Source organism: Streptomyces sp. NPDC047000 (genome assembly GCF_040644295.1).
GTDB lineage: Bacteria > Actinomycetota > Actinomycetes > Streptomycetales > Streptomycetaceae > Streptomyces.
In genome coordinates, this window is the sequence record NZ_JBEYWE010000023.1 from 1 (window position 1) to 12,164 (window position 12,164).

Consider the following 12,164-nt stretch of genomic DNA (forward strand, 5'->3'; position numbering starts at 1 on the left):
TGCGTTCGTGATCGGACAACTCGAGCAGCAACGGCTTCGGACCCGGCATCACCCCACCCTACAACCGCCCGCAAACTTCCGACTCAGGACACTAGTTGACCATGCGATCACCGAACACGGATCGCATCACCTGTAACGAGGAGGGAGTAATGGAGTTACCAGCTTATCTTCGCATTCACCCGTCCCAGTGCATTCCGCACGCGTGGACGATTCCCGGGAAAGCCGAGGTGCCGGAAAACCGAAAGGTGGCGCCCCTTTCGACACGCCTTTCGACACACCGTCCGGCTCAGGCGGCGTCGAGGAACCGGTCAAGCACGCGCACCCCGAACTTCAGTCCGTCCACCGGGACCCGCTCGTCCACACCGTGGAACATCCCGGCGAAGTCGAGCTCCGGCGGGAGCCGCAGCGGGACGAAGCCGAAGCTCCGGATGCCGAGGTCGTCGAAGGACTTGGCGTCGGTGCCGGCCGAGAGCAGGAAGGGGATGGCCTTGGCGACCGGGTCCTCGGCGTACAGCGCGGAGCGCATGGCGTCGACGAGGGCGCCGTCGAAGGACGTCTCGACGGCCCGCTCGGCGTGCACGTCCTCGCGGACCACCTTCGGGCCGAGGACGGCGTCGAGTTCGGCGAGGAACTCCTCCTCGTGGCCGGGCAGGAAGCGTCCGTCGACGTGCGCGGTGGCCTCGCCGGGGATGACGTTGACCTTGTAACCGGCGTTCAGCTGCGTGGGGTTGGCGGTGTTGCTGAGGCTCGCGCCGATGAGCTTGGCGATGCCGCCGAGCCGGGCGATGACCGCGTCCATGTCCTCGGGGTCGAGTTCCAGGCCGAGGGCGTCGCCGAGTTCGTCGAGGAAGGCCCGGGTGGTCTTGGTCACCCGGACCGGGAAGCGGTGCCGGCCGAGGCGGGCCACGGCCTCGGACAGCTCGGTGATCGCGTTGTCGCGGTGGATCATCGAGCCGTGCCCCGCGGTGCCCGCCACCTTCAGCTTCATCCAGCGCATGCCCTTCTCGGCGGTCTGGATGAGGTACAGCCGGCGCTGCTCGCTGACCGTGAAGGAGAATCCGCCGACCTCGCTGATCGCCTCGGTGACGCCCTCGAACAGGTCCGGGTGGTGGTCGACGAGGTGGTGGGCGCCGTAGGTGCCGCCGGACTCCTCGTCGGCGAGGAAGGCGAGGACGATGTCACGGGGCGGCCTGCGCCCGCTGCGCAGCCGGTCGCGCACGACCGCGAGGGTCATGGCGTCCATGTCCTTCATGTCGACGGCGCCCCGCCCCCACACGCACCCGTCGGCCACCTCGCCGGAGAACGGGTCACGGCTCCAGTCGGCGGCGTTGGCGGGCACGACGTCGGTGTGCCCGTGGATGAGCAGGGCGGGCCGCGAGGGGTCCTCGCCCTCGATACGGGCCACGGTGGAGGCGCGGCCCGGGTGCGACTCGAAGATCTTGGGCTCGAGCCCCACCTCGGCGAGCTTCTCGGCCACGTACTCGGCCGCCTTGCGCTCGCCCGGCCCCGAGTGGTCGCCGTAGTTGCTGGTGTCGATGCGGATCAGCTCGCGGCAGAGGTCCACGACCTCGTCCTCACCCGTGACGCCCCTGGTCGTGTCCGTGTCGCTCACGCCGTTTCCTCCGCGCTGTCGGTGCTGGTGGGTGTCCTCATCCTCCCTCCCCCACCCGGCACATCCCAAGAGCGGCCCCGGCACGTCACACGCCGTTCACAAGCGGCCCGGGACGGGGCCGGGGCCGTGACCGGGGTGATCGGTCACCCCGGAAAGCCTGGTAATGTTTCCTTCGTCGCCGCGGGGAGCTTTCGCGCGGCGCACACCCTGTCCGGGTGGCGGAATGGCAGACGCGCTAGCTTGAGGTGCTAGTGCCCTTTATCGGGCGTGGGGGTTCAAGTCCCCCCTCGGACACCAGACGGGTCCCCCGTCATCGCACGGCGATGGCGGGGGATTTTTTGCGTCGTATGACCGGCTTCACGCCACATTGGTGACTCTGGATCCTGGCCCATGGGCAAGCTGCCGTCGGACCAGGACAGAGACTCCGGAGCCCCTTGCCTCAATCCGCACTCAGCAACGCAGTACGGATCAGCGGATCACGTAGCAGTGCAAGCGTCTCATGGTCATCGGCGAAGATGACCTCCGCTCCCGGAGCGACCGCCTGGTGGAACATGGCATGGACGACATCGGCGGTCGGCTGCTCCCAGATGGTGGCCGCGCAGGCCGCCGCGTCCTCTTCGTCGCCTTTCTCGACGGCAGCGCGCCAGTCCTCCAGGAGGAGCGGGGTGATCCGATAGGCATTGCGCCGTCCACGAGCGAGGATCTCCCGGTTGAGGCGGAAGACCTTGATCGTCGCATCGCCCCTGTCCGTGAGCTTGATGTACTTCCCCACGGCGAGTGAGAGGTGCAGATGAGCAGTGGGGTCCTCGCTGCTCGGGTCGATGAGGAGCGGTGTGCCGTCGTCGGCGAGCGGGAAAAGGTCGCGTTTCAGATGGCTGTTACACAGGGAGCACGCCAGCAGGTGGTTGCTCCAGTCGAAGGTCCGTAAGGGATTGACGTGGACAGGCTCGAAGTGGTCGATGTCCGTGCCCTGATTGTCCCCGCAGTACATGCAGCGTTCCAGCCCCGGCGCCATCTCCGCGAGGGCGCCTCTCAGCACCGGGTGCACATGCCTCCGGACGGTCGTGTGCTTCCATAACTGCTTGGCTCGCTGCTTGGGTACGGTGGCCTGGCCGATGTCGCCGGTGTAGTCAGCCATGGAAGTGAGCGTTGTCTGCGGGAGGGGCACCCTCGTCACTCGGATCATGAATCGCGCCGTGGGCGACGGGAGTGGAGCCGGGCCGCGATCTCGTCGACGCGGGCGGCCGGGGAGCTGGCGAGCTGACGTTTCAGATGCCGGTACTGGGCTTTCTCTTCCTCGCTGGCCCGGCCTCGTACGACGTCCAGCTCCAGGGCGACGAGCTCCTCCCGTTTCTCTTCGGCCCGGTCCGAGTAGGGGGTGTCGAGCCCGAACAGGTCGGAGAGCACGGCGTCGTCGCCGCTGCCGAAGACGACCCGGTCGTAGAGGTGCTGGGGCACGACCTCCACGGGACTCTCCTCGTCCGGGCCCGGCAGCCGGATCAGGCCGCCGGGGTCCGCCGCCTGGCAGATGTAGGGGCTGTGCGTGGTGACGATGAACTGGATGTTCGGGAAGTGCGCCTTCAGCCAGCCGCCGATGCGTTTCTGCCAGGACACATGGAGGTGGGCGTCGATCTCGTCGATGATCACGATGCCGGCGCTCGGCACCTTCGGGGGACCGTCCGCCGTGTCCAGGACAAGTTCACCGTAGGCGTCGTGGATCTGTTTGAGGATGTCCACGACCAGGGCCGCCACCGTGCGGTAGCCGTCGCTCATCTCCCGCAGCGGGAAGCGATGGTTCCGGTTGACGACCCAGAGGCCCTCGGAGTCGACGTTGTCGATCCGGTAGTCGTCCGGCAGCAGTTCGTCGCCCAGGATGGCCAGGGCCGCCGCCTTGAGGTCCCGGGCGCCGTCGCGGTTCTCGAAGGCGCGCAGGTGCTGCTCGATGAGCCAGCTCACGCCTTCCGCCAGCGAGGCGTCCTCGTGAAAGAGGCTTGTCAGCCGGGCGACGGCGCCCGCGCCGGACATCAGCCGCTGGATGTCGCTCGACCCCCCGGCGAGCCTGCGGAAGGGACCGTACCCGGCGCAGAACCAGCCCACCGGGTTGTCCGCCCACGGGCCGCGCTGGGCGACGGGACGCTCCTTCTGGTAGCCGATGGCGTTCAGCGCCGGCTGCCCGGCCCTGCTGGCCCCCGGCTTGCCGGAGAGAGACGTCTGTTCCGCCGCGGTCCAGCGCAGCCCCGCCCAGATGGGCCGGACCGGACGCCGCCCCGAGGTGAACTGGTCCTGCTCCGGGTCGTGGACCAGGCACACCTCTGCCTTCGCCACCGCCTCGTCCCGCGAGACCCACGTGTCGAACCCGGGGACGAGACTGCGGGCCACGGCGGGACCGCTGATCGTCAGGGCGAGGGCGCGCAGCAGGGTCGTCTTGCCCGAGCCGTTGCGGCCCGCCAGGACCGTCCAGCCGGCGTACGAGCCGTCGGGCCTGGTGAGGTCCAGGTCGATGTTGCGTGCACCGTGGAACGATCTGATGTTCCGTAGGCGAAGGTTCTTCAGGTACATGTCTCGTCCGCCCGGATCCCGTTTCGAGGTGGGAGCCGGACGGCGGCCGGCTCCGTGGCGACTTTAACGCGGCTGTGCCGTGCCGGGTCACCGCAGGTCAGTGGTTGCCTTCCAGGAACGGACTGCGCGGTCCGGCCCAGGTGATGGAGAGCTGTTCACGGGCTCTGGTGGCCGCGACGAACAGCAGCGAGCGCTCCCGCTGCAGGTCGCGTTCGTGCTGGGTACGGTCACCGGTCCTGAGCCCCATGGGACTCACCGGTCCCCGAAGGGGCACTGGTGGCCGGTGGCGGTGGTAGGACACCTCGGTCGGCCCGCCGTACGCGAGCGAGACTGTCCGGCCGCCGAGTCGTCACGCCGCACAGCCGCTGGCGCCCGGTGTCCATCTGCGGAAGCCGGGCGCCTGCGGCAGTCAGGCAGGAGCCGCCGGGTGCGGTGCTGCGCAAGGGAGTGAGAGCCCAGTCAGGACTCGCTGTCGTGGTGCGCAGCGAAGCCGAGGAAAGCCGCCCACGCGGTGCGGTCCATGGTGAGCGCGGGGCCGATGACCGTTTTCGAATCCCGGACGTGGACAGCCGCTCGCGACGCCGCCACTTCAACGCACTGGCCACCCTCCGCTCCGCTGTAACTACTCCTGAGCCATCGCAGATCGTGGGCGGCGGCGATCCCTCGGGTATTCATAGCTCCCCCAGCGACTTTTCGATGTAGGCCAATGACTCACACGGGGTGAGGGCTTGCGCACGGATAATCCCATAACGGGCGGCGAGCGCGCGGACTTCCTCGCGATCGGCCATCAGTGTGCTACGTCCCTGCGCCTCTGTGTAGCCGATCGGCTCGCCTCCCTTGCGGGTGAACAGCGTGAACCCACCGTCCACACCAGCGTTGTCCTCCCGGTCGAGTGGCATCACCTGCACCTCGACGTTCCGTTTCCGACCGATACGGAGGATCTGCTCCAACTGCACCCGCAGCACCAAGGTTCCGCCGAGCCGCCGCAGCAGTACGGACTCCTCCATGACGAAGCTGAAGAGGGGTGCAGGCCAATTGTTGAAGATGTCCTGACGAGCCAGACGAGCCGCAACCCGCTGCTCGATCGTCTCCTCGTTCAGGAGCGGGCGGCGCATGGTCAGCAGCGCTCGCGTGTATTCCTCGGTCTGCAGCAGGCCGTTCACCACATGAGTGTCGTATGCCTGGAGCTCGACCGCCTCGGCCTCCAACCGCGCCGCATCCCTGAAGAAGGCCGGATAACGCGCCCGCGCCACCTCGTGCTTCATCGCCCGCAGGACGCCACCCGCGTCGACCACGTCGTCCGCCCTGTCGATCATCTCGGGCTTGGGAATGCGTCGGCCCAGCTCGACCGACGTGATCTGGTCCTCCCCGTAACCGAGCCGGGAGCCCAGCTCGGCCCGGGTCAGTCCGGCCCTCTCCCGGAAGAGCTTCAGCTGCTGCCCGAAACACCGCAGGAAGCTCACACCGTCGTCCTGCTCCGCCACGCCCACCACCTCCGGCAAACCCGTCCGAACACGGCCCTGGTACGCGGCCGTACGCGGTGAGGTCGCGCGCACAGCCCGTTGAGGCACGCTACGTGCGGCCACCGCACCGCCAGGTCTGAATGTTCGCGAGTTCCCCCGTACGAGTACTCACCCCCCGCCTGTACGTCGGCGTCGACGGACTGTACAGACGACCCCAGTACAGGCGTTTCCGCTGGTCAGCGCCATGTGAACTCCTTCAGGCTCACCTTCATGGAATCCTCGGACACCACCGTCGTGCGGGCCTCTCAACCGCCACCCGTCCAGCACGAGTTCGCCCTGCGGTTCACCTCCACACCGCGGGGTGCGCGTCTCGCACGCCGTCTCGTCTCGCATCGGCTCGACGAGTGGGGGTACGGGTACGAGTCCCCCGTCAACGAGAGCCTGACCCTCATCGCAGCCGAACTCGCCGCCAACGCCGTGCAGCACGGCCAGGTCCCCGGCCGGGATTTCCGTCTCCGGCTGACGGCAACCTCCGGCATCCTCCGGATCGAGGTGACGGACACCCTCACCGAGCGGGTGCCGCCCCAGTCCGTTCCTGAGGTGCCCGGCGACGCGGAGTCCGGCCGGGGGCTGTTGCTCGTGGACCGGTTGGCGACCCGTTGGGGCACCTGCCCTCGCTCTGCGGGGCCCGGCAAAACCGTATGGGCAGAGCTCACCGACGCTGCGGCGTGGTGACGGTGTCGTGACCGGGCTCTCCGGGGGCACGGCCTTGCGCTCGAGCACCCGGAAGCCGTTCTGTTCCTGGAGCATGTCCCGGCAGAGGTCGGCGATCCGCCCGTCCCCCGGTCAGGTCAGCTCTGACACACCAGGGGCAACCAGACGCTCGATCAACTCCCGATATTCCAGTCGGACTCCGGCGAGTATCTCCTTGAGCGCCTCCGGCGGCCCGGTCAGAAGCGTTTTCGGTGTGCCGACCCGGCCGGGCACCGCGGCAGGGTCGGGCGCGCATACCGGGTGGTGCCTGTGCCGCGGACCCGCAGCAGCAGGCTCACCGAGTGCGGTCGGCCGTCGGGTTGGCTGCCCCCTGGCCGCTGTCCGGATCAGGACGTTCGTAGTGCTGGAGGATTCCACCGCAGGAGAAGCAGAGGGCGCCGGTGAGGGTGCCCCAGTTGGCGATGTCGGCGTTGATCAGGCTGCCGGTGGCGGGGCGGGTGTAGGCGGCAAGGGCGGAGACCATGAAGAGGGCGGAGCCGAGCTGGTTCACGGCGGTGATCCACCAACCGAGGTCGTGCGGCAGCAGGCGAGGCCGACCGTGGCAGATCTCGACGATCGCGAGGTGACCGGAGAGCAGGAAGAGGACGCAGCCGATCACGTCGGGAGCCCAGATCAGCCGGTTGATCTGCTGGACGGTCAGGCCTTGCAGGAAGGAGTCGAGCAGGTCGACGGCGAACACCAGGGTGCCGGCGAACAACACGAAGGCGCTCAGCCAGTCGACCCGCGTCGGTTCGTAGCTCCACCACCGCCACCGTCGGGTGACCAGGGCGCCTTCACCCCCGGGCACGTGGCGCGGGGCGTTGACGACCTGGAGCAGGGAGACGTATCCGCCGGTGTTGAAGAACAGGCCACCGGCGAAGTAGATCGAGGCGCAGGTGGTGGCGTCGCCGGAGCCGAACTGGGCGACGGCGGCGCCGGCCGCGAAGAGCGCCCCGCCGATGACGAAGGCAGTGGCGGCGATCGCGTTGAGCCTGCGCAGCCGAGCGAGGGCGGTGTCGTCGGCGCTGGCGTGATGGGGGGCGGCCGCGCCGGGCGGGTGGACGGCGATGAGTCCGCGGCGCCGGGCGGGCCGGGATTCCCAGGTGGCAGTGCCGCCGCCGGGCGGGTGCCAGGTGAGCCGGGTGGTGAACGGTCCCGCGCCTTCGGCGCGCTGGTCGGGCTGTCCCACAGGCCGAGACTAGACGGCTCGCCGGTCGTCGGCCGGGCGAAACGCCGCCGGCGAGGGCGGGGCTGGGCTGAGCTGAACTTCAGCCTGACGTTCCGGCGGGCGCATGGGCCTACGCGGGCGGGACGGTGGCGAGGCCGCCCTCTTCCTCAGGGCTGATCGAGTAACGCGGCTTCTTGGCGCCGTGCCGTCACAGCAGGCCCGGAGGGTGTCCGGGCGCCGTCGGCGGCCAGGTCCGGGTCCGGGCGGCGGGCCCCGGCCGCCCTGCCGGTCGCGGCCATGAGCAGGGTCGAGCTCAGGTATCCGCCGATGAGCAGTGGAACCAGCATGAGCCTTCGACCGCGTCGGTCCGGCGGCCGGTCGGGCGAGGGGATCGGCGAGGGTTCCCGGCCTGGGGCTGCGGCCCCTTTGTCCGTCTGCACCGCGCCACCTCCCGCCGATGTGGGACATCTCTCGTCGGATCGCCCAAGTCGCAGGTCAGCGGGTCGGCGTAAGGTCACTTTGGGTGCTCGGACGGGTGCCCCAGGTGGCCGGGCCTTGGGGACGCGCATAGCTTCGTACTAAAATATCCGGCTTGTCACAGCCGGATGCGGCAACCCCAGGCAGACCTGAGGACCCACCGGCACCCCGGGCTCACCGGGAACGAGACGTGAGGACCCGATGGCAGCCATCAGCGAGAGCAGCGCTCTCGGCCTGCTCGACGATGAGATCCGCACGCAGTTCGGCAGCACCGCGCGCTTCTCCGCGGGGCCCGCCGGCTCCCCCCGCACGCTCGTCGACGTGTTCGACGCGACCGTGCGGTCCCACCCCGAGGAGCTCGCGCTCGACGACGGCACGACGCGGCTCACCTACCGTGCGCTGGCCGCCGAGGTGGAGCGGCTGCGGCGCGCGCTCGCCGGTGCGGGGGTGGGGCTCGGCGACCGGGTGGGGGTGCGGGTCCCGTCCGGGACCACCGATCTGTACGTGGCGGTCCTGGCCGTACTGGCCGCGGGCGCGGCCTATGTGCCGGTCGACGCCGAGGACCCGGACGAGCGGGCGGAGCTGGTGTTCGGGGAGGCGGAGGTGCGGGCCGTCGTGGGGGCCGGGCACACCGTCACCGCGTACGGCGAGGGGTCCGGGGCGCCAGCCGGGCGGCCCGGTGCCGGGCACGACGCGTGGATCATCTTCACCTCCGGGTCCACCGGGAAGCCCAAGGGTGTCGCCGTCAGTCATCGCAGCGCCGCCGCGTTCGTGGACGCGGAGGCCGCGCTGTTCCTCACCGACGATCCGATCGGGCCCGGCGACCGGGTGATGGCGGGCCTGTCGGTGGCCTTCGACGCCTCCTGCGAGGAGATGTGGCTGGCCTGGCGCTACGGCGCCTGTCTGGTGCCGGTGCCGCGCAGCCGGGTGCGCAGCGGGGCCGATCTGGGGCCGTGGCTGGTCGAGCAGGAGATCACCGTGGTGTCCACGGTGCCGACGCTGGCGGCGCTGTGGGAGCCGGAGGCCCTCGACGAGGTGCGGCTGCTGATCTTCGGCGGTGAGGCGTGCCCGCCGGAGCTGGCGCGGCGTCTGGTGACCGAGGGACGCGAGGTGTGGAACACGTACGGGCCGACGGAGGCGACCGTCGTGGCCTGTGCGGCGCTGCTGACCGGTGCGGAGCCGGTGCGGATCGGGCTGCCGCTGAACGGCTGGGAGCTGGCCGTGGTGGACGAGGCCGGGGAGCCGGTGCCGATGGGCGGCAGCGGCCAGCTGGTGATCGGCGGCGTGGGGCTCGCCCGGTATCTGGACGCGGCGAAGGACGCGGAGAAGTACGCGCCCCTGGAGTCGCTGGGCTGGGAGCGGGCGTACCGCAGCGGTGACCTGGTGAAGGCCGATCCGGAGGGGCTGGTGTTCCTCGGGCGGGCCGACGAGCAGATCAAGCTGGGCGGCCGGCGGATCGAGCTGGGCGAGGTGGACGCGGCGCTCCAGGCGCTGGAGGGGGTGGCGGGCGCGGCGGCCGCGGTGCGTACGGCGCGCGGCGGCAACCAGCTGCTCGTCGGGTACGTGGTCACGCAGGACGGCTGGGACCGGGCGGCGGCCGTGGAGCGGCTGCGGGCCGCGCTGCCGGCGGCGCTGGTGCCGCTGCTGGCGCCGGTGGCGGAGCTGCCGACGCGTACGTCGGGGAAGGTGGACCGGGCGGCGCTGCCGTGGCCGCTGGAGGGCCTGGAGACGGCCGGTCCGGTCGAGCAGCTGTACGGGACCGAGGCGTGGCTGGCCGAGCAGTGGGGCGAGGTACTGGGCGTTCCGGTGGGTTCGGCGTCCGACGACTTCTTCGCGATCGGCGGCGGGAGTCTGGCGGCGGCGCAGCTGACGTCGCGGCTGCGGGCCCGGTATCCGGGTGCGGCGGTGCTGGACGTCTACCAGGCTCCGGTGCTGCGCAAGCTGGCGCGGCGGCTGGAGGAGTCGGCTCAGGGCGACGGCGGGACCCGGACGGTCGCGCCGGTGCCGCGGCGTGCGCAGGCGGTGCAGTCGCTGCTTCTGCTGCCGCTGTTCACGCTGCTGGGGCTGCGGTGGACGGTGGTGCTGGCGGCGGCGGGGAATCTGCTGCCCGGCTACGGCTGGCTGCCGTCCGCGCCGTGGTGGCTGCTCGCGGTGGGCGGGGTGGTGTTCTTCAGTCCGCCGGGGCGGCTGGCTCTGGCGGCGGGCGGGGCGCGGCTGCTGCTGCGCGGGGTGCGGCCGGGGCGGTATCCGCGTGGCGGGCCGGTGCATCTGCGGCTGTGGGCGGCGGAGCGGCTGGCCGAGTTCAGCGGGGCCACGGCGCTGACCGGTGCGTGGCTGGAGCGGTACGCGCGGGCGCTGGGCGCGAAGGTGGGTCCTGAGGTGGATCTGCATTCGCTGCCGCCGGTGACGGGGATGCTCAAACTGGGCCGGGGCGCGGCGGTGGAGTCGGAGGTGGATCTCTCGGGCTGGTGGCTGGACGGCGACCGGCTGGAGATCGGTGCGGTGAAGGTGGGCGCCCACGCGGTGGTCGGGACGCGCAGCATGCTGTTCCCGGGGGCCCGGGTGGGCAAGCGGGCCGAGGTGGCGCCGGGTTCCGCGGTGACGGGGCAGGTCCCGACGGGGCAGCGCTGGGCGGGCGCGCCCGCGGTGAAGCTGGGCCGGGCGAAGCGGAACTGGCCCAAGGAGCGGCCGCGCCGGGGCACGTACTGGCGGGTGATGTACGGGCTGACGAGTGTGGCGCTGGGTGGTCTCACGGTGCTCGCGGCCGTGGCCGCGCTGGCGGTGACGGCGCTGTTCGTGCGGCCCGGGAGCGGGCTCGGCGAGGCGTTGCGGGGTGCGGTGTACGCGCTGGTGCCGGCGACGCTGGTGTTCGGGGCGGTGTACGCGCTGCTGACGGTGGCCGGGGTGCGGCTGCTGAGTGTGGGGCTGCGGGTGGGCACGCACGCGACGCACAGCCGGGTCGGCTGGCAGGCGTGGACGGTGACGCAGCTGATGGACCGGGCCCGGGAGACGTTGTTCCCGCTGTACGCGGGCCTGGCCACGCCGGTGTGGCTGCGGCTGCTGGGGATGCGGGTCGGGCGGCGCGCGGAGGTGTCGACGGTGCTGGCGCTGCCGAGCCTGACGACGGTCGGGGACGGCGCGTTCCTGGCCGACGACACGCTGACGGCGCCGTACGAGCTGGGCGGCGGCTGGGTGCGGATCGGACGTGCGGAGATCGGGCGGCGGGCGTTCCTGGGGAACTCGGGGATGACGGCGCCGGGCCGGTCGGTGCCGGACGGCGGTCTGGTGGGGGTGCTGTCGGCGACGCCGAAGAAGGCGAAGAAGGGCACGTCGTATCTGGGGCTGCCGCCGGTGAAGCTGCCGCGCAGTGCGGCCGGGGGTGATCAGAGCCGGACGTACGAGCCTCCGGCGCGGCTGCTGTGGGCGCGGGGTCTGGTGGAGGCCTGCCGGATCGTGCCGGTGCTGTGTTCGGCGGCGCTGGCGGGTCTGACGGTGGCGGCGCTGTGCGCGCTGGCGGCGCTCGGGGTGTGGGCGCCGCTGCTGTCGGGTGTCGTGCTGCTGGCGGCCGGGCTGGCGGCGTGCGCGGTGTCGGTGGCGGCGAAGTGGCTGCTGGTGGGCCGGCACCGCAGGGGTGAGCATCCGCTGTGGAGCGGTTTCGTGTGGCGGGACGAGCTGGCGGACACGTTCGTGGAGGTGCTGGCGGTGCCGTGGCTGGCGGGTTCGGTGCCGGGGACGCCGGTGATGGCGGTGTGGCTGCGGGCGCTGGGTGCGCGGGTCGGCCGGGGGGCGTGGGTGGAGAGCTACTGGCTGCCCGAGCCGGATCTGGTGACGCTGGAGGACGGCGTCACCGTGAACCGGGGTTGCGTCCTGCAGACTCATCTCTTCCACGACCGGATCTTGCGGACGGATAATGTGGTCCTCCGCGAGGGCGCCACGCTGGGCCCTGGTGGGATCGTCCTGCCCGGCAGCACCGTCGGGGCCCGTACGACCCTGGGTCCCGCGTCGCTCGTCATGGCGGCGGAATCCGTCCCCGACGACACCCGCTGGCTGGGCAACCCGATCGAGGCATGGCGTCGCTGAGCGCGGGACACTCGGTACCGGAGGGCGGTGGAGCGGCAGGCGACACGAGCAC

The 12,164-nt window shown here is 71.1% G+C and carries 10 protein-coding genes and 1 tRNA gene; 3 read left to right on the forward strand and 8 right to left on the reverse strand.

From position 1 onward, the window contains the following. Positions 1-286: 286 nt before the first annotated feature. Positions 287-1,612 carry a M20/M25/M40 family metallo-hydrolase gene (locus ABZ862_RS28720; RefSeq protein WP_360963986.1) on the reverse strand — a complete coding sequence of 442 codons (1,326 nt, stop codon included), beginning with the start codon at positions 1,610-1,612 and terminating at the stop codon, positions 287-289. Positions 1,613-1,821: 209 nt separating this feature from the next. On the opposite strand from ABZ862_RS28720, the gene ABZ862_RS28725 reads away from it, so the two are divergent. Next, positions 1,822-1,909, forward strand: a tRNA-Leu gene (locus ABZ862_RS28725). Positions 1,910-2,051: 142 nt separating this feature from the next. Here ABZ862_RS28725 and ABZ862_RS28730 read toward each other — a convergent pair. The 5 genes from ABZ862_RS28730 to ABZ862_RS28750 form a co-directional block, all read right to left on the reverse strand. Further along, positions 2,052-2,750 carry an HNH endonuclease gene (locus ABZ862_RS28730; RefSeq protein WP_360963988.1) on the reverse strand — a complete coding sequence of 233 codons (699 nt, stop codon included), beginning with the start codon at positions 2,748-2,750 and terminating at the stop codon, positions 2,052-2,054. A 44-nt stretch (positions 2,751-2,794) separates the two neighbouring features. Beyond that, positions 2,795-4,171 (reverse strand): AAA family ATPase, encoded by a 1,377-nt coding sequence (locus ABZ862_RS28735; RefSeq protein ID WP_360963991.1) that lies wholly within the window; start codon positions 4,169-4,171, stop codon positions 2,795-2,797. 97 nt (positions 4,172-4,268) lie between these two features. Then, positions 4,269-4,418 carry a hypothetical protein gene (locus tag ABZ862_RS28740; protein ID WP_360964287.1) on the reverse strand — a complete coding sequence of 50 codons (150 nt, stop codon included), beginning with the start codon at positions 4,416-4,418 and terminating at the stop codon, positions 4,269-4,271. 212 nt (positions 4,419-4,630) lie between these two features. Further along, positions 4,631-4,846: a DUF397 domain-containing protein gene (locus ABZ862_RS28745; protein ID WP_360963994.1), complete on the reverse strand. Its 216-nt coding sequence runs from the start codon at positions 4,844-4,846 to the stop codon at positions 4,631-4,633. Further along, positions 4,843-5,655, reverse strand: a complete 813-nt coding sequence (locus ABZ862_RS28750; RefSeq protein ID WP_360963997.1) for a helix-turn-helix transcriptional regulator — start codon at positions 5,653-5,655, stop codon at positions 4,843-4,845. The genes ABZ862_RS28745 and ABZ862_RS28750 overlap by 4 nt, the downstream gene beginning before the upstream one ends. Before the next feature lie 249 nt (positions 5,656-5,904). Here ABZ862_RS28750 and ABZ862_RS28755 point away from each other — a divergent pair, with 249 nt between their 5' ends. Beyond that, positions 5,905-6,369 (forward strand): ATP-binding protein, encoded by a 465-nt coding sequence (locus tag ABZ862_RS28755; RefSeq protein ID WP_360964000.1) that lies wholly within the window; start codon positions 5,905-5,907, stop codon positions 6,367-6,369. A gap of 313 nt (positions 6,370-6,682) precedes the next feature. On the opposite strand, the gene ABZ862_RS28760 is transcribed toward ABZ862_RS28755, so the two are convergent. After that, positions 6,683-7,576 carry a hypothetical protein gene (locus ABZ862_RS28760; protein WP_360964003.1) on the reverse strand — a complete coding sequence of 298 codons (894 nt, stop codon included), beginning with the start codon at positions 7,574-7,576 and terminating at the stop codon, positions 6,683-6,685. A 146-nt stretch (positions 7,577-7,722) separates the two neighbouring features. After that, positions 7,723-7,902, reverse strand: coding sequence for a hypothetical protein (locus tag ABZ862_RS28765; protein WP_360964006.1), 180 nt, complete (start codon positions 7,900-7,902; stop codon positions 7,723-7,725). Positions 7,903-8,233: 331 nt separating this feature from the next. Here ABZ862_RS28765 and ABZ862_RS28770 point away from each other — a divergent pair, with 331 nt between their 5' ends. Continuing rightward, positions 8,234-12,112 (forward strand): Pls/PosA family non-ribosomal peptide synthetase, encoded by a 3,879-nt coding sequence (locus ABZ862_RS28770; RefSeq protein WP_360964009.1) that lies wholly within the window; start codon positions 8,234-8,236, stop codon positions 12,110-12,112. Positions 12,113-12,164: the final 52 nt, after the last annotated feature.

Bases quoted from the DNA above. Each gene is read 5' to 3' on its own strand.
- ABZ862_RS28730 (WP_360963988.1), bottom strand. From the start codon at position 2,750: ATGGCTGACTACACCGGCGACATCGGCCAGGCCACCGTACCCAAGCAG.
- ABZ862_RS28735 (WP_360963991.1), bottom strand. From the start codon at position 4,171: ATGTACCTGAAGAACCTTCGCCTACGGAACATCAGATCGTTCCACGGT.
- ABZ862_RS28740 (WP_360964287.1), bottom strand. From the start codon at position 4,418: ATGGGGCTCAGGACCGGTGACCGTACCCAGCACGAACGCGACCTGCAG.
- ABZ862_RS28745 (WP_360963994.1), bottom strand. From the start codon at position 4,846: ATGAATACCCGAGGGATCGCCGCCGCCCACGATCTGCGATGGCTCAGG.
- ABZ862_RS28755 (WP_360964000.1), top strand. From the start codon at position 5,905: ATGGAATCCTCGGACACCACCGTCGTGCGGGCCTCTCAACCGCCACCC.
- ABZ862_RS28765 (WP_360964006.1), bottom strand. From the start codon at position 7,902: ATGCTGGTTCCACTGCTCATCGGCGGATACCTGAGCTCGACCCTGCTC.
- ABZ862_RS28770 (WP_360964009.1), top strand. From the start codon at position 8,234: ATGGCAGCCATCAGCGAGAGCAGCGCTCTCGGCCTGCTCGACGATGAG.